Annotated in this window: 19 protein-coding genes and 1 tRNA gene; 17 read left to right on the top strand and 3 right to left on the bottom strand. The window is 31.3% G+C overall.

Translation table 11 applies throughout. The features are described from left to right. Positions 1 to 100 precede the first annotated feature (100 nt). The 4 genes from HX088_RS05800 (at position 101) to dinB (ending at position 5,332) form a co-directional block, all read left to right on the top strand. Complete coding sequence (locus tag HX088_RS05800; RefSeq protein ID WP_286483658.1) at positions 101 to 1,078, top strand: YpdA family putative bacillithiol disulfide reductase; 978 nt, start codon at positions 101 to 103, stop codon at positions 1,076 to 1,078. Positions 1,079 to 1,117: 39 nt separating this feature from the next. Further along, on the top strand, positions 1,118 to 1,822 hold the full coding sequence (locus tag HX088_RS05795) for a class I SAM-dependent methyltransferase (protein ID WP_286483657.1): 705 nt from the start codon (positions 1,118 to 1,120) through the stop codon (positions 1,820 to 1,822). 144 nt (positions 1,823 to 1,966) lie between these two features. After that, positions 1,967 to 4,234, top strand: coding sequence for a cation:proton antiporter domain-containing protein (locus tag HX088_RS05790; protein WP_286483656.1), 2,268 nt, complete (start codon positions 1,967 to 1,969; stop codon positions 4,232 to 4,234). An 18-nt stretch (positions 4,235 to 4,252) separates the two neighbouring features. Then, a complete protein-coding gene (gene dinB, locus HX088_RS05785; protein ID WP_284583838.1) occupies positions 4,253 to 5,332 on the top strand; it encodes a DNA polymerase IV in 1,080 nt (359 codons plus the stop codon). Positions 5,333 to 5,469: 137 nt separating this feature from the next. Here dinB and HX088_RS05780 read toward each other — a convergent pair whose 3' ends face one another. From HX088_RS05780 to HX088_RS05770, 3 genes are read right to left on the bottom strand one after another with little or no spacing between them, the layout of a single operon-like run. Continuing rightward, positions 5,470 to 6,531, bottom strand: a complete 1,062-nt coding sequence (locus HX088_RS05780) for an agmatine deiminase family protein (protein ID WP_225541613.1) — start codon at positions 6,529 to 6,531, stop codon at positions 5,470 to 5,472. Positions 6,532 to 6,537: 6 nt separating this feature from the next. Beyond that, complete coding sequence (gene blaEBR / locus HX088_RS05775) at positions 6,538 to 7,242, bottom strand: EBR family subclass B1 metallo-beta-lactamase (protein WP_286483655.1); 705 nt, start codon at positions 7,240 to 7,242, stop codon at positions 6,538 to 6,540. 8 nt (positions 7,243 to 7,250) lie between these two features. After that, positions 7,251 to 8,126, bottom strand: a complete 876-nt coding sequence (locus HX088_RS05770) for a carbon-nitrogen hydrolase (protein WP_171621644.1) — start codon at positions 8,124 to 8,126, stop codon at positions 7,251 to 7,253. Positions 8,127 to 8,387: 261 nt separating this feature from the next. Here HX088_RS05770 and HX088_RS05765 point away from each other — a divergent pair, with 261 nt between their 5' ends. The 13 genes from HX088_RS05765 to HX088_RS05705 all read left to right on the top strand — a co-directional run bounded on the left by HX088_RS05765 (position 8,388) and on the right by HX088_RS05705 (position 22,094). Continuing rightward, complete coding sequence (locus tag HX088_RS05765) at positions 8,388 to 9,032, top strand: DUF5715 family protein (protein WP_286483654.1); 645 nt, start codon at positions 8,388 to 8,390, stop codon at positions 9,030 to 9,032. Positions 9,033 to 9,075: 43 nt separating this feature from the next. Then, the gene (locus HX088_RS05760) at positions 9,076 to 9,657 is read left to right on the top strand and encodes a DUF5715 family protein (protein ID WP_188318974.1); all 582 of its coding nucleotides are present in this window, start codon (positions 9,076 to 9,078) and stop codon (positions 9,655 to 9,657) included. 168 nt (positions 9,658 to 9,825) lie between these two features. Continuing rightward, positions 9,826 to 11,379 carry a calcineurin-like phosphoesterase C-terminal domain-containing protein gene (locus HX088_RS05755; protein ID WP_286483653.1) on the top strand — a complete coding sequence of 518 codons (1,554 nt, stop codon included), beginning with the start codon at positions 9,826 to 9,828 and terminating at the stop codon, positions 11,377 to 11,379. A 244-nt stretch (positions 11,380 to 11,623) separates the two neighbouring features. Further along, positions 11,624 to 14,827, top strand: coding sequence for a SusC/RagA family TonB-linked outer membrane protein (locus tag HX088_RS05750; RefSeq protein WP_286483652.1), 3,204 nt, complete (start codon positions 11,624 to 11,626; stop codon positions 14,825 to 14,827). 23 nt (positions 14,828 to 14,850) lie between these two features. After that, a complete protein-coding gene (locus tag HX088_RS05745; protein ID WP_284583845.1) occupies positions 14,851 to 16,302 on the top strand; it encodes a SusD/RagB family nutrient-binding outer membrane lipoprotein in 1,452 nt (483 codons plus the stop codon). Positions 16,303 to 16,392: 90 nt separating this feature from the next. Continuing rightward, complete coding sequence (locus HX088_RS05740) at positions 16,393 to 16,746, top strand: MmcQ/YjbR family DNA-binding protein (RefSeq protein WP_260543450.1); 354 nt, start codon at positions 16,393 to 16,395, stop codon at positions 16,744 to 16,746. Between the two features lie 179 nt (positions 16,747 to 16,925). Continuing rightward, entirely contained in the window at positions 16,926 to 17,513 is a 588-nt protein-coding gene (pnuC, locus tag HX088_RS05735) for a nicotinamide riboside transporter PnuC (RefSeq protein ID WP_171621637.1), read from the top strand. After that, a complete protein-coding gene (locus HX088_RS05730) occupies positions 17,506 to 18,513 on the top strand; it encodes an acyl-CoA dehydrogenase family protein (protein ID WP_260543452.1) in 1,008 nt (335 codons plus the stop codon). The genes pnuC and HX088_RS05730 overlap by 8 nt, the downstream gene beginning before the upstream one ends. 41 nt (positions 18,514 to 18,554) lie before the next feature. Further along, positions 18,555 to 18,626 (top strand) — tRNA-Arg (locus HX088_RS05725). Positions 18,627 to 18,693: 67 nt separating this feature from the next. Then, positions 18,694 to 19,461, top strand: coding sequence for a sulfite exporter TauE/SafE family protein (locus HX088_RS05720; RefSeq protein WP_286483651.1), 768 nt, complete (start codon positions 18,694 to 18,696; stop codon positions 19,459 to 19,461). Beyond that, positions 19,462 to 20,244, top strand: a complete 783-nt coding sequence (locus HX088_RS05715; protein WP_286483650.1) for a hypothetical protein — start codon at positions 19,462 to 19,464, stop codon at positions 20,242 to 20,244. A gap of 210 nt (positions 20,245 to 20,454) precedes the next feature. Beyond that, entirely contained in the window at positions 20,455 to 21,069 is a 615-nt protein-coding gene (locus HX088_RS05710; RefSeq protein WP_225540069.1) for a deoxynucleoside kinase, read from the top strand. 68 nt (positions 21,070 to 21,137) lie between these two features. Then, on the top strand, positions 21,138 to 22,094 hold the full coding sequence (locus HX088_RS05705) for a DMT family transporter (RefSeq protein ID WP_225540071.1): 957 nt from the start codon (positions 21,138 to 21,140) through the stop codon (positions 22,092 to 22,094). Positions 22,095 to 22,267: the final 173 nt, after the last annotated feature.

Below are 22,267 nucleotides of genomic sequence, written 5' to 3'. Positions count from 1 at the left end.
ATTAATATATTTTGTTAATCCAAAAAGTTAAACATTATTTTTATAAAACTTTTGATAAAAATGGATGGATTACCGATTTGATTATCCGTAAATTTGCGCGATGAAAGAACAATATGATTTGATAATTGTCGGTGCTGGACCTATTGGTTTAGCTTGTGCAATAGAAGCGAAAAGAAACAATCTTTCTTATTTAATTTTAGAAAAAGGAGCCTTAACAAATAGCTTGTACAATTATCCTTTGTACATGACTTTTTTTTCGACTGCCGAACGATTAGAAATTGGTGATATCCCGTTCAATTGTATTGCACCAAAACCTGGTCGACAAGAAGCGTTGGAATACTATCGAAACATTCATAAGTATTTTAAATTTAATTTAAATCTTTATGAAGAAGTCTTAGCTATCACTAAAGTTGAAACTTCAAATTTTGTAATTAACACCTCAAAAAATAGCTATTCTGCAAAAAATGTAGTGCTTGCAACTGGGTTTTATGACATCCCTAATATGATGCAAATAGAAGGCGAAGATTTGCCAAAAGTGCATCATTATTATAAAGAGGCGCATCCGTATTCTTTTCAGAATGTTGTCGTTGTTGGAGCAAATAATTCATCCGTAGATGCCGCTTTAGAATGTTACCGAAAGGGTGCAAATGTAACCATGGTAATTCGAGGAGATAGTTTTACAAATCGTTTAAAATATTGGGTTCGACCTGATATTGAAAATCGTATCACGGAAGGAAGTATCAAAGCATATTTCAACTCGAATATCACCTCTATCCATGAAAATCAGGTTAATATTAAAACACCACAAGGAGATATTTCAATAGAAAATGATACCGTTTTAGCCTTAACGGGTTATCATCCTAACTTCAAATTTCTCGAAAATTGTGGAATTACATTAAGTCATGATGAATTAAAAACACCTACATATAATCCCCAAACAATGGAAACTAATGTAGATGATTTATATTTGGCAGGAGTTGTTTGTGGAGGAATGTTGACGAATATTTGGTTTATCGAAAACTCGCGCGTACATGCACAACAAATTGTGGAGGCTATTTTAGCAAAAAATAATGAATAAAATATTCTGAATAAAATCAGAACATAAAATACAAATTACATGAAAGACCTTTTCGGACAAGCAATTTTAGATTATCAAACCAATCAATCGCCCGAAGATTTGTATACTGAAACATCTATTTCAGAATTAGATGTTATGCCAATTGATTATCTCTTTCGAGGTTACGATGAGATGCCGGTTTTAGAACAAAAAGCGTTGGATTTAGCGAATGGAAAAATCCTTGATGTTGGTTGTGGTGCGGGTTCTCATTCACTTTACTTACAAGAAAAAGAGAAAGAAGTTAGTGCAATTGATATTTCTCCCAAAGCAATAGAAGCCTGTTTATTGAGAGGTATCCAAAATGTAAAAGTTCAAAATTTTCTTGAATTAGATGAAACTGAAAAATTTGATACCATTTTATTTTTAATGAACGGAACAGGGATTTTTCAGAACCTTGTATTAATCAATGTTTTCTTGGATAAAATAAAAAAAATATTGAACGAAAATGGTCAAGTTTTGATTGATGGAACGGATATTATTTACATGTTTGATGAAGATGAAGATGGCGGAAAATGGATTCCAAGCAATGGAAATTATTATGGCGAGTTAGATTTCACCGTTCATTATAAAGGCGAACAAGAAGAACCTATTCAGTGGTTGTATTTGGATTTTGACACGTTAAAAAATGCGTGTGAATATCATCAACTATCTTGTACAAAAATCAAAACTGATGGTGATTCTTATTTAGCAAAAATATCATTATAAACAATTCAAACTATCAAAATACAAACTCACTAATTCATCAGAATTAGTGAGTTTTTTTATTATTAGAAATTAAAATTTAATCGATTATTAAGCAGTATTTTATCCATTAAAAAACATTAAATTAGTAAAAATTAAACGCAATTTATGGAAGAACACTTGCCAAAACTCATTATTGATTTAGGATTAATTCTTTGTGTTGGTGCTGTGACAACGCTTATTTTTAAACGCATCAATCAACCACTTGTCTTGGGATATATTATTGCAGGTTTTTTGGTTGGGCCACATTTCGAATATATTCCTACAGTTGCAGAAGAACATAACGTTGAAATTTGGGCAAAAATTGGTGTGATATTTTTACTTTTTAGTCTTGGACTCGAATTTAGTTTCAAAAAATTACTCAACGTTGGTGGATCAGCTTCCGTCACAGCAATTGTCGAAATTGTATGTATTGTAACTGTTGGTTATTTTGTTGGGCGATTAATGAACTGGTCAACAATGGACAGTATTTTTCTTGGTGGTTTATTAGCAAGTTCTTCTACAACAATTATTATCAGAGCGTTTGAAGAATTAGGTTTGAAACGAAAAAAGTTTGCAAATGTCGTTTTCGGAATTCTGATTGTAGAAGATATTGTTGTCATTTTATTAATGGTTATGCTTTCTACAATGGCCGTTAGCCAACATTTTGACGGAAGCGATTTGATCAATTCTTTTGTTAAATTAGGATTCTTTTTAGCAATATGGTTTATTGGTGGAATTTTTATCATTCCTACCTTTTTACGTTCAATCAAAAATTATTTAGATGACGAAACTTTATTAATTATTTCAATTGGATTATGTCTTGGGATGGTTTATATTGCAGATAGATCAGGTTTTTCGATAGAATTAGGTGCTTTCGTAATGGGATCTATTTTAGCAGAAACTATTTATGCTGAAAAAATCGAACTTAATTTTCAATCCGTAAAAAATCTTTTCGCTACAATTTTTTTCATTTCAATCGGAATGATGATCGATCCTGTTTCGATGTACGAACATAAATGGTCAATTTTAATTGTGACATTGTTGACTATTTTCGGAAAATTAATTTTCACTACTTTAGGTGCAATCCTTTCGGGACAACCCTTAAAACAATCTGTTCAATTAGGGATGAGTATGGCTCAAATTGGAGAGTTTGCCTTTATTGTTGCTGGTTTAGGACTTTCTCTTGGTGTTACAAGTGATTTTCTGTTTCCTGTAGCTGTTGGTGTTTCTGCTATAACAACGTTTACAACTCCATATTTAATCAAATCTTCGGACAAAGTTTATTTAATTTTAGAGAAAATCTTACCTCAAAAATTTATAATTGGAATTGAAAAATATTCAACAGATACGCAACATATTCAAAATGAAAATAAATGGAATAAAATTATTAAGCAAACGTTCAGTACAATTTTTATCAATGGAATAATTATTATTGCAATTACACTTATTATAAAAAGCTATTTTTTACTCTTTTTAATGGATTGGTTTACGTATTTTGGAGCAAGTTTAGTTAGTCTTATTCTAACTTTTGTATTATGTATTCCTTTTATTTGGGCAATTATTGGCTATCGTCCTAAGAGAGAAATTATACGCGAATTTTGGGATGAATCTAACTATAATCGCGCTCCCATCATTGCAATTATTTTTATTCGATTAGTGTTGGTTATTGTTGCTGTTATTTTTATTTACAATCAATTTTTAACCAGTACGCTTGCTTCTATTATTTTAGCAATTGGTTTATTGATTATGATGTATTTTTTGTCAAAATTTTTCAATCAATTCTATAATTATATTCAAACAAAATTTATTTATAATTTAAATGAACGAGAAATTTTAAGCAAAAGAATTCAAGAAAAAAAGAAGAAAGAGAAGTTTCAATATACATGGGATAATACACATATTTCGGATATGATTGTTCCACAAAATGCAAACTTTGTTGGTGTTCGATTAGGAGAATTAGATTGGCGAACAAAATTTCAGATTAATATAGCTTATATCAAACGAGGAGATAGAATTATACAAACACCAAATTCTGAATCTGTTTTATATCCTTTTGATAAAATTGGGATTATTGGAACAGATGAATATATTCAACGATTTGAAAAATATTTGGACATTATTGGAGAAACACCTTCAGAAAATAATGATTTAAAAAATACTGATAATTTCACATTGGATAAAGTCGTAATTCCTTCAGATTTTTGTGCATTGGAGCACAAGACAATTGGTTGGGTGAAAGATACTGCAAAAGGAATTGTTGTTTCTATAGAACGAAATGGTAAAATGATTCATAATCCCGATCGAAATGTTGCCATCGAATTAGGTGACTATTTAACGATTGTTGCGGATAAAAAAAACTTAAAAAAATTTATTCAAACCTACCATTTAAAATAAAGCGAGTAATTTTGCAAGATGCAGCGTAAGATTATTCATATCGATATGGACGCATTTTTTGCTTCTGTTGAACAGCGAGATTTTCCAGAATTAAGAGGAAAATGCATTGCTGTCGGCGGAAATGAAGAACGTGGAGTTATTGCGACTGCAAGCTACGAAGCCAGAAAATATGGAGTTGGTTCTGCAATGTCTTCTGTGGTTGCAAAACGAAAATGTCCTCATTTAATTTTTGTTAAACCTCGATTTCAAGTTTATAAAGAAGTTTCAAATCAAATTCGTGAAATATTTCTTGAATACACCGATTTGGTTGAACCATTATCATTAGACGAAGCATTTTTGGATGTTACACAAAATCATAAAAACATTGATATTGCAACTGAAATTGCGAATGAAATTAAACAAAAAATCAAACAACGAACAAATCTAACTGCTTCTGCTGGTGTTTCTTTTAATAAATTTTTAGCTAAAATTGCTTCTGATTACAACAAACCTGATGGACTATTTGTGATTACGCCAAAAATGGCTGAAGGTTTTATTGAACAACTTCCGATCAAAAAATTTCATGGAATAGGAAAAGTGACCGCAGAACGAATGCGCATGATGGGAATACATACAGGTTTGGATTTAAAAAAACTTGAATTAGAAAAACTCTTACGAGAATTTGGTAAATCGGGGCAATACTATTATAATATTGTAAGAGGATTAGATTTGAGGGAAGTTAATCCGACCAGAATTCGAAAATCATCAGGCTCTGAAACTACATTTAATAAAGATTTGGAGAATTTAGAGGAGTTACAAGTTGCTTTATTTCCGTTAATAGAAGACGTTTGGAATTGGTCACTAAAAACAGTTGTTTACGGAAGAACAATTACGATAAAAATAAAATACAGTGATTTTACAGTTTCAACTAAAAGTAGATCTGCTTCATTTTCAATAAAAAATAAAAACCTTTTCGATCAAATCTGTTATGATTTATTGGCAGAAGGATATTCATCCGACAAAACTGTTCGGTTATTAGGAGTATCAATTTCTAACCTTGAGAATAACCATAAAAAAATCGGAACTCAACTTGAAATTCCTTTTAAAGAAATTTTCTAATTAACCTTTTTCATTTTACATTTCCGAAATAATAAAATAAAACAAACTGATTTATAATTACTTAAATAAAAATCAATCGTATAAAAAAAGCTAAGTTTTTAAACTCAGCTTTATAGTTTATTCTAAAATTTATTCTTTTAAACTTTTGGTTCTTGTTGACTCAAACAATGAAAAGATCCTAATCCCCAAATAATATCTGTAGAATCAATTCCTACAACTTGACGATTTGGAAAACATTTCTGAATAATGTCTAATGCAATTGCATCCTTTGCACAACGATAGGTTGGTACAATAACCGATTTATTTGCAATATAGAAATTTGCATACGAAGCAGGTAAACGCTCACCTTCGCAATAAACAGCATCTGGCATAGGAATTTCGATAATATTTAAAGGACGACCGTCTGCTAATTTCATTTCTTGTAATTGACGAAGATTTACTTGTAATAATTCGTAATTATCATCCGTTTCATCTGTCTCAACAACTGCCAAAACAGTATCTTCGTTTACAAAACGAATGGTATCATCAATATGTCCATCTGTATCATCACCAACAATACCGTCTTCAACCCAAAGGATTTGCGAAACTCCGTAATAATTACGTAAGAACTCTTCAATTTGTTCTTGATTATACGTTGGGTTACGATTTTTATTTAATAAACAAGATTTTGATGTCATCAATGTCTCTTTTCCATTAAACTCAACCGCTCCACCTTCCATAATAATTCCTGGATGAAAAACAGGTAGATTGAAAGTTGCTCCAATTTTTGTAGGTACGACATCATCATTATCAAATGGTGGATATTTTCCTCCCCAAGCATTAAATCCCCAATCTACAATTACTTTTGGGTGATCTGTATTATTTCTATTCAACAAGAAAGCAGGGCCATGATCTCGACACCATGCATCATTTGTTTCGTTAAAATAAAATTCAATTTGTGCTAAATCTGCATTTGTTTTTTCGATAAAAGACAAAGCAAATGTTTTCATTTCTTCATCTTTTACATTGATACGAACTTTTTCACCTTTTGTTAGCTCGGCGATAAATTCAGCATATGCAGGATAAATCAAATGAATTCTATCTGGCCAAGATTCTTCTTTATGCGGCCAAGATAACCAAGTTGCTTCATGTTCTTCCCATTCAGCAGGAAAACGATATCCTAAATCTTTAGGAAATTGAGTTGTATCTATAGTGTTCAATTTTTGTTATTTTTCTAAAAGTTTAAACGTATTTTCTATATGCCCATTTGCTTTCCAATTATCATGACCTGGAATAACTTGATTAATTTTTGGGTGTTTCGTTACTAATTTCTGAACTGTTTTTGGCCATTCAGTAACATTAGCTTCACCAATATAACCTAAATTTTTTGCATCTGCTCCTTTGATCAAACAACCTCCATTCAAAACCTTATATTTCGGAAACCAAACCACAAGATTATCTGCTGTATGACCTTGTCCAAAATATTCGATGACAAATTTTTCTTTACCAAATCTATAGGTTTTACCTAATTCTATTTCAAATTTCGAAGTTGCTTTACCTTCCTTTTTTAAAATAGAATTAGTGAAAGATGAAGCGTATGTTGGGATATTCAAATCATTATAAAAGCTCAAATCTCCTGCTCTATCTTCGTGTGAATGTGTGACAAAAACAGCAATAACTGGTAAATGATATTTCTCTAATACAAGATCATTCATTGTTTGATACTGAGATTTTTGCCAAGGTACGTCAAACAAAACAATTCCTTTATCAGTGATCAAAAACATTCCATTCGCATTATAATCAATGCCTTGAAATGAATTAAACGTTTGATAAACGTAAAGATGAGAATTAATAGAATCTATTTGAATTGGTTTTATTTGACCAAATGCAAACGTTCCAATCAATGTGACAAGAGAAAATACTTTTTTCATGAATTATCTTAATCTTCGTCTAAAAAACGTTTTGTAATTGGCTGATATGAATCGATACGACGATCTCTTAAAAAAGGCCAATGTTTGCGGAAAAAGTCAGATTCGTTCAAATCTAATTCGACCACTTCTGTTTCTTCATTTTCGTGAGATGCCAAATACAACAATTTCCCTTGAGCGTTTGTTGCGAAAGATCCTCCCCAGAATTTCATTGCACCATCTTGCTCGAAACCAACACGATTTACCGAAATAACAGGAACACCATTTGCTACAGCATGTGAACGCTGAATAGTTTGCCAAGCGTTGTATTGATCTACGTTTGTTTCTTCATCCTGATCAGTTGCCCAACCAATTGCTGTTGGATAAAATAAAATTTCGGCACCTTTAAGAGCTGTTATACGAGCTGCTTCTGGATACCATTGATCCCAACAAATTAAAACACCAATTTTACCAAATTTAGTCTCAAAAACTTTGTAACCTAAATCACCTGGAGTAAAGTAAAATTTTTCATAAAAGGCTGGATCATCTGGAATATGCATTTTGCGGTATTTTCCTAAATATTCGCCATCAGCATCTAAAATTGCAGTGGTGTTGTGGTATAAACCTTGTGCACGTTTCTCGAATAAAGAAGCAATAATTACCACGCCTAATTCTTTTGCTACTACTGATAACGCATCTGTTGATGGACCAGGAATCGTTTCTGCTAAATCGAAGTTATCATAATCTTCGACATCACAAAAATATAATGAGGTAAACAATTCTTGCAAACATACAATTTGAGCGCCTTTAGCTGCTGCAACTTTTACTTGTTCGATTGCTTTGTTTAAATTTTCTTGTTTGTTATTAGTACAAGTCATTTGTACCATTCCAACTTTAACTTTTGCCATTTGATAAATAGGTCTAAAAATAAAAATGAATAATAAGTACAAAAATAAGGAAATAAGTAGGATATCATGTATTTGTCTTCATTTTTAAGGATATTATATGTAGAAAGAGAAATACATCAATTTCCTCTAAACTTATCTAATAATGCCAATTAGAGAACTTATTTAAGATAATTTTAAAGAAAATTTACCTAAACATTATAATTTTTAACAAGTCTTTATTAAACTGTAACTTTTAATTTTGTGAGGTAATAAATTTAAAAAATGAAAAAATTAATTGCTCTTGCTTGCCTTTTTAGCGGAATTTACCTATCTGCTCAAAGTCAAGAAAGTTATTTATTAGCAGAAAACACTGCGTCTTCAACTACTTCTATCACAACAAAAAAAGTGACCTATAGCGATCATTTAATCGCTGCCGAGTCCTTCAATGTTCCGCTTGTAAAGAGTTTTAGTGATATTGATGAATTAGTGAGTACAAAAAAATTAGTTGCAATTCCTGAAGAAGGAAATGGTTACACAATCGAAAAATTAACTCATAGCAAAGCATTTTTAAATACTAAAGCAAAAACTATTTTAGAAAAAATTGCTTCAAAATTTTTGGATGAAAACAATGCAACTATTGCGGTAACTTCTCTCACTCGATCAGAGGAAAGTCAAGCAAGTTTGAGACGAGTTAATAGCAATGCTGCAAAAGGAGAAAGCACACACAATTATGGTGCATCGTTCGATTTATCTTATACAAAATTCAATAATAAATATACGTACAGTAAAACACATCGCGACAACTTAGAAGCTATTCTAAAACAATTGCAAGATGAAGGAAAAATTTACTACATAAAAGAGTATAGACAACGTTGTTTTCATGTAACCGTTCGAAATCCAGAACAATTTAAATCGACAACCATGTAATTTATTAAAGTTCTTTTCTATTTTTGCAAGAGAGGATAAAATCATGAAACAATTTTTAATAGCGTTTTTTGTTTCCTATTCTTTTATTGGTTATGCTCAAAAGCGAGTAGTCATAGAACCTTCAAAAGAATATGTTCAACATCTGAATGCAGCAAAATCTCATAAACTTGACTTAATAGATGGAGATAAGATGTTAAATAAATATATCAACCAAGGTAAATTAGTCAAAATAAAACAACGTGGTTATGGCTGGCGTGTAGGCGATTTAACGCATAGTCATTCCTATCTTGTTCCAAAAGGTCGAGATATTTTGAGCAGTATTGCAAGAGATTTTGTAAAGACAACTGGACAAAATTTTTTTGTAGTTACTTCGATGACAAGAACTTTACATGATCAAAATCGATTGAGAGGAATCAATAAAAACGCATCATCCAACGACAGTTCGCATAATTTTGGTGCAGCTTTTGACATTTCTTATGTTAGATTTAATCATAAAATAAGTTCAAACGCTAAACTTGAAAAAGAATTAGAACAAATCCTTAAAACCTATGTCAAATTAGGTAAAATATATTACGTCAAAGAATCTAAAATTAAATGTTATCATATTATCGTTCGGAATTATTAATTCTGAACGATTTTTTATTTTAACTATTCACAACCTTCATAATTCCCTATATAAAGATTTCCATTAGCACTTATTTTTTACCATAATTTAATCTTTACTTATTATTGTGTTAATCCAAAACAACTAATAAATACTGAATTTTGCAGCATTACAAAACAAATTCACATCATGAAAAAAATAGTTTTATCGCTGGTATTTTTAGGAGGATTATTCACTTCTGTTCACGCCCAACAAATTGCAAAAGGAATCGTTTACGAAGATAAAAATCAAAACAATAAATTTGATAAATCTGAAAAACGCTTAGCTAACGTTCAAGTTAGTAACGGAAAACAGGTTGTTTCGACAAATGAAAAGGGAGAATACAACATTGAAATAGATGATGAAACCATTTTATTTGTTGTAAAACCTAACAATTATAAAGTTCCGACAAACGAATTTAACCAACCTCAATTTTTTTATATTAACAAACCAAACGGTTCGCCTCAATTAGAATTTGCAGGATCTGCACCAACTGGTAAAACGCCAAAAAGCATAGATTTCGCATTAATCTCGACACAAGAAAACGATAAATTTTCGGCTGTCATATTTGGAGATCCACAAGCTTACACACAAGAAGAAATCGAGTATTTTTCGAAAGGAATTATTGATGATGTAAAAGGAATCAAAGGAATGGAATTTGGGATTTCGTTGGGGGATTTAGTAGGTGATGATTTAGATCTTCATCCACCTTATATCAAGGCTGTATCGAAAGTTGGTTTGCCATGGTACAATGTAATGGGAAACCATGACATGAATTATGATGCAAAAGAAGATCGATATTCTGATGAAACATACGAGAAAAATTTTGGCCCAAACAACTATTCTTATACGATAGGTAAAGCGCATTTTATAGTATTAGATGATATTTTGTATCCAGATCCTCGTGATGGAAAAAGTTATTGGGGAGGATTTCGTCCTGATCAATTAGAATTTATCAAAAATGATTTAAAATTTGTTCCAAAAGATCACTTAATCGTTTTAGCCTTTCATATTCCTTTACGAAATATACGTCCTGAGGATAGAAATCAATTATTCGGCTTGTTGAAAGAATACCCAAATACGGTTTCAATGTCAGCACATACGCACTATCAAGAGCAAATTTATTATGCAAATAATGATGGTTGGCAACAAGAAAAACCTCATCATGAATATAATGTTGGAACTACTTCGGGCGATTGGTATTCTGGTCCAAAAGATGCAAAAGGAGTGCCGACTTCTACAATGCGAGATGGAACGCCAAAAGGTTATGCATTTTTACATGTAGATGGCAATCAATATAAATTTGACTATAAGGTAGCAAATGATAAAAAAGAGCGTCAAATAGATTTGTACCATACCCAAAAAGTAAAAGAAGGAAAGCGTAATCGTGCGTTTCTTTATGCTAACTTTTTTATGGGACACGAATCGAATACAGTTGAATATAGAGTGAATAATGGTGAATGGAAAAAAATGAAGTGGGATCCGACGGTTGATTATAATTACATGGAAACAATAGTAAGAATTGATAAGGCCGAAATTACTAATATAGGAAATAGACCTTCTGCTCCAGAAATTTCAACACATATTTGGTCGGTTCGTTTACCTAATAAATTACAAGTTGGCACACATCAAATAGAAGTTCGTGCAACAGATTTATACGGAAACACATTCATAGAAAAATCTTCTTTTGAAGTAATTAAATAACAAGTCTTTAGATATCTTGATAAGCCGCTTCGTTTGGAGTGGCTTTTTTTGATAAAAAAATATGAAATTTATTTACGTTAAATTAAAATCAACAAACCTTTACTTCAATGTAAAAACATCTTCAAACCCTCTATTTTAGTAATGTTAACTTAAAAATCTCTTAATCCTAAGTTAAACAACTTCACAAATAGATGAATTAGTTTTGTTAAAATTTTTAACACATAAACAATTTATTTCCATAGATATGAAGCAATTAAAATTACCACTACTCCTACTTGGTGGATTTTTAAGTTTACACGCCAATGCTAAAACTTACGATAATACAATTTCTCATCTATCTATTTCGCACTATCAAAACCCAATAAAAGGTCAAATCATTGATCAAAATGGGTTTGGTTTAGCTGATGTAGAGATAATCATCAAAGGAACTTCATACAAAACATTTACAGATGAAAATGGTTTTTTTGAATTTTTAGCGACAAATGTTGCACAGCCAACTTTAATCATTAATTCTTCTCAACACAAATATGTCGAATATTCGCCAAAAGATAGTTCTCAAGTAAAAGTAACTTTACAAGAAGAAGCCAACCAATTGAATGAGGTTATTGTAACGGCTTTGGGAATAAAACGTGAACAAAAAAAATTAGGATTTGCGCAACAAAATATAAGTTCGGAGGAACTTGCTACCGCGGAAGCAAATAACTGGTCTTCTGGATTAAAAGGAAAAGTTGCTGGTCTAAATATTATTTCGGGTGGTAATGGACCAATTAATTCACAACAAATTATTTTACGTGGAGCAAACTCTATTGATCAATCTAAAAACTATGCATTAATAGTAATTGATGGCGTTCCGATGAGTACTGAAATGACATCATCTGGAAATAGCACTGCTTATATGGGTGATGATTCTCCGATTGATTTTGGAAATGGAATTTCTGATATTAACCAATCTGACATCGAAAGTGTAACCGTTTTAAAAGGACCTGCCGCTGCTGCCTTATATGGAAATAAAGCTGCAAATGGAGCTTTAATCATCACAACTAAATCTGGTAAAAAAGGAAAAAAATTAGGCTTAGAATATAAATCAACTGTTGCAATAGATGTTATAAATAATTGGCCAGATTTTCAATACGAATATGGACAAGGAGCGGGAAAAAGTTTTGACAAAAATGGTAATCCATATTACTCGTACCAAGCTTCTGAGGATGGACCAAACACAGGAAGTACATCATCTGCTTTTGGACCAAAATTTGATGGTCAATATTTCTATCAATACGATCCAAATTTAGAAAAACAAGGCCTTGAACGAACGCTGTGGCGTCCATACAAAGACAACAGAAAAAGTTTTTGGGAAACAGGTTTTACGTTTAGCAATGCTGTAACTCTTTCGGGTGGTGATGACAAAGGAAGTATTAGAGCTTCTATTGGACATCAAAAAAATAGTTGGATTATGCCAAATACAGGCTACGAAAACTACACTGCTGCAATAAATGGTAATTATCAAGTAAGTGATCGCATCAAAGTATCGACTGCATTAAACTATACTCGTAAAACGAGTGACAACTTACCAGGAACGGGTTACAACAATGGTTCGATTGCATATTTCATGATTTTTCAAAATCCAAACGTAGATTTGAATTGGTACAAACCAATTTGGAAAAATAATTATGATGGTGTAAAAATAATTCGTCCTTTTAGTTCGTATATGGATAATCCTTACGCAATTGCTTACGAAGCGGTTAATCCTATGAGTAGCAATCAACTTGTCGGAAATATTAGAGCTGATTTCAAGTTGAGTAACAAGTTAAGTTTAATGTTACGTCCTGCCATTAATACCTATACACAATTGCGCGAACAAAAACGTCCGTTTGATATGAATCGTACACCAAATGGATATTACAAAAGACAAGATATTTCTAAGACAGAAACAAATATCGATTTCTTAATGAACTATACAGATAAGTGGGGTGATTTCGGTTTCAGTGCGAATATTGGAGGTAATAGAAAAAATTATGAATACAGAAATTTAACCGCATGGGTTGATGGATTAGCATCGCCTGGAGTGTACAAACTCGCAAATGGCTTAACTTCTCCTTTTGCAAGAACGTATGATTCAAATTTAAAAGAAAATTCATTATATGGTATGGCATCTTTTGGCTGGAAAGACATGATATTTGTCGATATCACAGGTCGTAATGATTGGAACTCTTCTGTAGCGTTAAAATACAGTTCTTTCTTTTACCCTTCTGTTTCATCAAGTTTTATTTTATCAGATCTATTCAAAATAAAAGGACCTGTCAACTATTTAAAATATCGATTATCATTTGCGAAAGTTGGTAACGGAGGTACAACAGGATGGACAAGTAGATATTATAGTCAAAGCGATTTTGCTGGATCTGCAGTTGTTCCAGGAAGATTATTTAATCCAGATATCAAACCAGAATCTACTACATCTTGGGAAACTGGTTTTGAAGCATTATTATTCAAGAAAAGATTAAGTATAGATTTTACACTTTACCAACAAAGTACAAAAAATCAAATCTTCGAATTACCAAATGATATCACAACTGGATACTCGAAAAGAGTTGTAAATGGTGGTGAAATTGAAAACCGAGGAATTGAGTTAGCTGCTTCATATACACCAATTAAAACAAATGATTTCAGCTGGAAAATGACTGGAACTTGGACTAAAAATGAAAACACAGTAAAATCTTTGGTAGAAGGAATTGAGGATGATCAAATGATTTTAGGACAATCAGGAACGGTTTATCAAATTGCGAAAGTCGGAGGTTCTTCTACTGCTTTGTATGGAGAAAAATTTGTTCGCAATGAAGCTGGACAAATTATCTATGATGCAAAAACTGGTGTTCCAATCAAAAATGGACTGAATGAATATGTTGGTGACGCTACACCAAAATGGAGAGCAGGATTCACAAACGAAATCAAATTTAAAACATTCCGATTCAGTTTTACTTTAGATGGTCAATATGGTGGAATTGTTTATTCTCAAACATATCACAAAATGATGGAACAAGGAAAATTAGCTGATTCTTTACCAGGTCGAGAAGATGGTTTTATCATTGGTGATGGAGTAGTTTTAAACCCTGATGGAACTTATTCTCAGAATACAACAAAAACTGATGTAGCGACTTATTATAAAGAATATAACCGAAGAGCAAACGTCGAATCTAACTCTTTCGATGCATCATATTTAAAATTAAGAGATGTTAGTTTAACGTTCGATTTCCCTAAACGATTATTATCTAAAACAGGTTTAGAAGCTTTATCTCTAACTGTATATGGCCGCGATTTATTTACTATTAGTGATTTCCCTTTATACGACCCTGAAACAGCATCATTAAACGGAAGTACATATGTTCCTGGAGTTGAAATGGGACAAATGCCTTCAACTGCAACGTACGGAATTACATTAAAAGCTTCGTTATAATTTACAACATTCAATTTATTAAAATGAAAAAGATTTCAATCAAACTATTTTTCGCCTTAACCATTATATCAACTACTTTCTCTTGTACAAATGATTTTGAGAAAGCTAACGAAGATCCTAACTTAATCACTGAAATAAATTCTGGTTCAGTTTTAAATCCTGTTATTTATGATTTAGCAGAAAACAACGTATTAAAAAACTACGATATCACAGCGCAATTAATGCAAGTTCATTTTCCTTATCCAAGTAATGCAATGGGACTTCATCGCTACGACGTAACCAATGGAACAGGTAATTCTACTTGGAATAATGCGTATAAAAATTTGGTAAATTTAGAAGAAATGCTAAAAGTTTCTCAAAAAGCAGGAGATGTAAATTACGAGGCAATCGCGCTTACATTACGTTCATTAGTTATTTCTAATTTAACTGATATGTTTGGTGACGTTCCTTTTTCTGAAGCTGCAAAAGCAGAAGAAGGAATTACAAAACCAAAATTTGATCGTCAAGAAGATATTTACAACCAATTAATAAACGATTTAGAACAAGCAAATCAGTTATATGTGACTAATTTGGGATTAAAATATGGTAGTGATATATTATTCCCAAGCAGTGAAAAAAATATCAATATTACACGTTGGAAAAAATTCACCAATTCATTAAAAATGAGATTATTGCTAAGAATCTCTAATCGTGACGCTTCTGCATTAACAGAGATCAAAAAAATGATCGACAATCCGACAACTTATCCAGTTTTCGAAACTGAATCTGAATCTGCTATCCTACAAATTTCTGGTTTAGCACCAAGTTTATCGCCTTGGCCAAGAGAACAAGATTATAGAGATAGTCGTACATTTACCGAATTTTTTGTAGATAAAATGAACGAAACAAACGATCCTCGTTTACCATTTTTAGTGAACAAAGCTTCTAATCTTGATGGTTCTTCATTAGGTTATAAGGGTGTTCCTGCTGCTTATGAAGGAAATAGTTCAGATTTTAAATTCAATCCTTCATCACCGAATAATGCAATTGTTGTTGCACCTATGAAAATTCCGTTGATGACTTATGCAGAAGTAGAATTTATTAAAGCCGAAATTGCTCAAAAAGGATTAGGTGGCGATGCAAAAACACATTATGAAAATGCTGTTAGAGCAGCTGTCGTTTTGTGGACAAACTCCGAGCCCACTACAGAATTCTTAGAACACGAAAAAATAAAATACAATAATTCTTTAGAACGTATTATCGAACAAAAATATTTTGCTTTGTTCTTTACTGATTACCAACAATGGTTTGAATATAAACGTACAGGATTCCCTACTCTACCAAAAACTTCAACGATGTTGAATGATCAGAAAATGCCTCGACGTTTACTTTATCCAACAAGTGTCAGAAATTACAACCCTGAAGGCTACCAACAGGCCATTCAACAAATGGGAGCTGACGATATCAATACGCGTGTTTGGTGGGATGTCAACTAATTGCAGTTACATTTCATATTTTATAGAAAACGACCTTGTTTGCAAGGTCGTTTTCGTTTTATTTGTACCTTACTTAAAAATTGTTAAACGATGCACATTGAAGAGTTAAGAGATTTTTGTTTAGGGTTACCTTTGGTAGAAGAAAAATTTCCTTTTGATCAAGCGACACTGGTTTTCTATATTGCGGGTAAAATGTTTTGTTTGTGTAATATTGATGAATTTGATTCAGTAAATATTAAATGTGATCCTGATAAAGCAATAGAATTAAGATCAATTTATGAAGCAGTAAATCCAGGATATCACATGAACAAAAAACATTGGAATACTGTAAAAATCAACCAAGATGTAAAAGATACTCAACTAAAACAATGGATAAAAGATTCATACAATTTAGTTATCTTAACTTTATCAAAATCTAAACGTCCAGAATTATTAAACGATTAATTTTTTAACCTTTTCTTTTGGAAATCTCTACAGATCTTTCCATCTTCGCAATTCAATGGGGTGCTAAAAATTGGCTGAGAATATACCCAAGAACATTTTGTTCTACACCTGATCCAGGTAATACTGGCGGAGGGATTGATGTTAGCAATAACTTCTATCTCCTCATCAACAAAAAAATTATGATGAAGGAAATTATTTTACAAACTACTTGGTTAGAATGGCTGGGTGTTACTTTTTCAATTTTTCAAGTCCTTTTGGCGAGATTTAATAATCCTAAAAATTATCTTTTCGGAATTGCTGGGATTATTTTGACACTTTTCGTCATGTTTAATTCGAAGCTATATGCCGAATTTACGTTAAATATTTATTATTTGATAATGAGTATTTATGGTTGGTTGTATTGGAAATACGGAAAACAAACTCACGAAATAGAAATTACAAAAACCAATAAAAAAGAATGGAAAATTGTTTCAGGAATCGTCTTAGGTAGTTTCGGAATATTTTATTTGGTATTAACGCATTTCACAGATTCGGATGTTCCTATTTGGGATTCTTTGGTTAGTGCATTTGCATGGGCAGGCATGTGGTTGATGGCAAAACGAAAACTCGAAAATTGGATTCTTCTTAACATTAGTAATATTATTTCTATCCCGTTGATGATTCACAAAGATTTGTACCTATACGCTGTTTTATCCTTGATTTTATTCTGCGTTGCCATTTCTGGATATTTTAATTGGAAGAAAATTTTAAACCAAAACAATGCATAATATCAATTCACTTCGAAAAGAATTATTGAATAAAGAAACGTTCAACCAAACGGTTCTCGATTATATTTACAATCAGAATTGGTTGAATATCTGGGTGCCAAAACAATACAACGGACTTGGGTTACCTTTTTCCGAAGGATTAAAAATTCTTCAATCAGTTGCTAAAATTGATGGAAGTTTAGGCTGGTTTGTTACCTTATGTAGTGGCGCAAATTATTTCTCAAGAAATCTTCAACCCAATATTGCATTTGATTTATTTTCTACTCAAAAAACTTGTTTCGGCGGTAGTGGTATGTTGGGAGGTACGGCAGAAAAGATAGGAGAAAATTATATCATAAATGGTTTGTGGCATTATGCAACTGGCGCACCTTACCTCACTCATTTTACGATAAATGCGAAAATTTTAGAGAAAGGAAAAGAAGTTCTTGATGAAAACAATGAGCCAAAATTCATCTCTTTCATTTTAGATAAATCACAAGTACAATTAATTTCGACATGGAAATCAATGGGGATGATTGCAACTTCCTCTCATAGTTTCGAGGTTAAAAATCAAGTCGTTCATCAAGATTATAGCTTTATTTACAATCATTTTTACAGTGATGATTTAGTCGAAAAAGTGCCATTTAGAATTTTTGCAGATTTAACTTTATTGGTTAATTATATCGGAATGGCGGAACATTTTATTGAAAAAAGTATAGAAATTATACCTTCAAATCAACTTTCTAACTTTGATAAATTTCTAAAAAACTGTACGTCAAAATCTAATGAATATGCTAAACATATAGAAGATTTATTAGCCAATAATTCTTTTATTTTAGATAAAATAGACACTGAAATTCATGCTTTTGGAATTGAGACCGTAGCACAGATTACACAACATATCATATCAATTTATCCACAGCTTGGTATAAAAGCCTCAAAATCAAATGAAGAAATTAATCAAATTTTTCGAGATTATTTTACAGCAACTCAACATCGAAATTTCAGACAAGTAATTTAAATATATCTCTCTATTTATCTATATTTGTCAATATTTTATTAGGCTGCGTAATTTAATGGATAGAATATCAGATTCCGGTTCTGACAGTATGAGTTCGAATCTCATCGTGGTCACAAAATAAAATTTCAAAACACATCTAATTCAAGTTTCAAGTTTTACCTTTGCCAAAATTTTTCAGTTTTGGAAATCGAAATTCTATTTTATCTGTGTACTGCTGCATTTTTTGCTGGCTTTATCGACTCTATTGTTGGTGGAGGTGGTTTAATCCAAACACCTTTATCGCTGGCTTTCTTACCAAATTTACCCGTTTCTACGGTTATCGGAACACTAAAAATTCCTGCATTTAGTGGAACAGCTTTAGCGACTTCTCAATATTTAAAGAAAGTAAAAATAGATTGGAAACTCTTTGCTATCATGGCAACTTGTGCCTTTATTTCTGCATTTTTAGGTTCGCAATTATTGACGGTTATTGACAACGATTTCATGAAACCTGTTTTACTTGTCATTTTAATCATTCTGGCTATTTATACCATTTTCAAAAAAGATTTTGGCCAAGCAACTGAACGCAAAATCCCCTATCATAACGCAATTATAAATGGTTGTATCGTAAGTATTGCTGTTGGTTTTTATGATGGTTTTATTGGTCCTGCTACGGGCACATTTTTTATTTTAGGATTTGTGACATTACTTGGAATGGACTTCCTGAAAGCAAATACTAATGCTAAACTGATTAACTTAGCTACCAACTTTGGTTCGATTTGTTTGTTTTTAATCAAAGGACAAATTATTTGGAAAATCGCTATACCAATGGCTGTTTGTAATGCTTTAGGTGGTTTTATTGGAGCAAAATTAGCCATCAACAAAGGAAACAAATTCATTCGTTGCATATTTATTTTGGTAATCCTACTCTCAATTTGTAGATTTGGTTACGAAGTAATTTTCAAGTAAATGAAGTCCATTTTATCCATCATTTTTGTTACGGTATGTTTAAATGTTTTAGCGCAGAAATTTGTGTTGAAAGATTCGCTTATAACCAATAACAAAACTGTAAATACAATTGATACCGATCTTAATAATTCGCTCTATTTGATTTCGGATACGAAAATTGAAAAAATATTTCAGTCGAATAAAAACAACATTGTTGATTTAAAAAATGTAATCACAACTGTTGACACAGGAAATCCGTTAAGAACTTATATCTATTCAAATTTTAATCAAATCACCATTTTGGATGAGAATCTTAACTCTATTCAAGATATGATTCAATTAAAATCGACCGATTATATGCCAATTGCATTAAAAGTGGTTGACAATCAATTTTGTTGGTTTTATGATATTATCGGAAATAAATTGGTTTATTTTAATTATCAATTGCAGAAACCTATTCTAATTTCAAAGCAGATTTATTTGAAAAATAACGATCAATCCATTGAAAAAATTCATGTATATAAAAATTTAGTTTACTTAAAAAGTCAACAAACAATTTACATCTATGATGATTATGGTAATTTTAAATCTAATTTTGAGATAAATATCAAAGATTCCGCTTACTATTTTTATAAAGATGTTATTTTTTACATAAAAGACAATATGCTAATTTCGAAAAATATCATCAATCAAAATTCAACTACACTTATAGAATTGAAAAACATTAAAAGTATGGCTTTTAACGAAACTAACTTTTATACGTTTGATGGAAATAGGGTAAAAAATTACGAAATATTAAAATAAAAACAACTAATAATCAATAATTTAAATCAAAACAACTGCTTGTAAGTTTCCTCAAATCAAAAGATTAATTTTAATTTCTTTTGAATAAAAACACATAAATCAATCGGAATAATTTTTTTCTAATAAAAGATTTTTCTATGAGTTAACAGCTTAGATTTTGTTTTGAAAATTAAGCTTTAGTATATTTGCAATCGTTAAAATAATTGGAAAATGCATATCGCGATCGCAGGAAATATTGGAGCAGGAAAAACTACTCTAACAAATCTTTTAGCAAAACAATACAACTGGACAGCTCAATTTGAAGATGTAGAAATGAATCCTTATTTGGATGATTTTTACAATGATATGGAAAAATGGGCGTTCAATTTGCAAATTTACTTTTTAGGAAGTCGTTTCAATCAAGTGAAAGAAATTAGAGAAAGTGGTAAAGATATTATCCAAGACCGTACTATTTATGAAGATGCGCATATTTTTGCGAGCAACTTAAATGATATGGGACTTTTGTCTACACGAGATTACAATAACTATTTGCGTGTTTTCAACTTAATGACAAGTTTTGTTGAAGCACCTGATTTATTAATTTACCTAAAAGCTTCTATTCCGACTTTGGTAGCTCAAATTCAGAAACGTGGCCGTGATTACGAAAACTCTATTAGTATTGATTATTTGAGTCGTTTGAATGATAAATATGACAAATGGATTTCGAATTACAAAGAAGGAAAAGTTTTAGTTATTGATGTAGATCATTTAGATTTTGTAGAAAACAAAGAAGATTTAGGTTTCATCTTCAACAAGATAGAAGGAGAAATTAATGGACTTTTTTAGTTCGTGAAAAATATAGTAACTTGCACGGCTTGATTAAAAAAATCAAGCCTTTTTTGTGAAAAAAAATTATGGAAAATAAAAATTTATTGAAGGGAGTTTTGTTTGTCGCTATGGGCGCAAGCTTCTACGGAATGCTTGCCACTTTTGTAAAAGTCGCTTACGATCAAGGCTACACGACAGCAGAAGTTACAGCTTCACAATTTGTTTTAGGAATTATATCCTTATTGATTATTAATTTGATTATGGCGAATAAAAATAACTCAATTCCAAAAGTAAAACCGAAAGATAAAAAACGGCTTATTTTAGCAGGAACATCGTTAGGTTTTACGAGTTTATTTTATTATTTATCAGTTCAATATATCAATGTATCAATTGCAATCGTACTGTTGATGCAAACAGTTTGGTTGAGTATTTTGGTGGAAAGTATATTGACTAAAAAATTTCCTTCGGCCAAAAAATTAATCGCTATGATTTTGGTATTAATTGGTACCGCAATGGCTACAAACTTAATTAACCAAGACGTAGAATTAAATCCAAAAGGATTATTCTGGGGGTTCTTAGCAGCTTGTTCATTTACCACAACCATGTTTACTTCAAATAGTATGGCGAATTATTTACCTCCTTACAAAAAAAGTTTGTATATGCTGTATGGAGGAGGAATAATTGTTGCATTATTTGTGTTTTTTAGCCAATTAGGACCTTATTATTCAGAGAGTTTAATGAGTTTATACCGTAATTTTTCTGATGATAAAACTGGAATACATCCTCTCAACCTGAAAATTTTCTATACATGGGGATTGTTTTTATCCTTATTTGGAACAGTTTTACCTCCTATTTTATTAAACAAAGGTTTTCCAAATACAGGTTTAGGATTAGGAAGTATTGTTGCTTCTATAGAATTACCCGTTTCTGTAACCATGGCATTCATCGTTTTACAAGAACAAGTTTTAGCCATTCAATGGACTGGAATTGCCGTTATTATTTTTGCAATTATTATCTCGAACATCAATTTCACTAAAAGTTAATTGATAATACACACGATTGTTGTCAAAAAATATATTTCAAGAAATGATGGTATTGAATATATATCAAACAAAAAAAGCTTCCAAAAGTAGACTGCCCCCAAAAGTTTGGACAGATTAAAAATTAATAATTATAAAAATGAGTTCGATATTGTATCGGGCTCATTTTATTTAAG

Origin of the sequence: Empedobacter sp. 225-1 (genome assembly GCF_030328185.1) — a bacterium.
Lineage (GTDB): Bacteria > Bacteroidota > Bacteroidia > Flavobacteriales > Weeksellaceae > Empedobacter > Empedobacter stercoris.
This window is presented reverse-complemented; position numbering and strand designations above follow the sequence as displayed.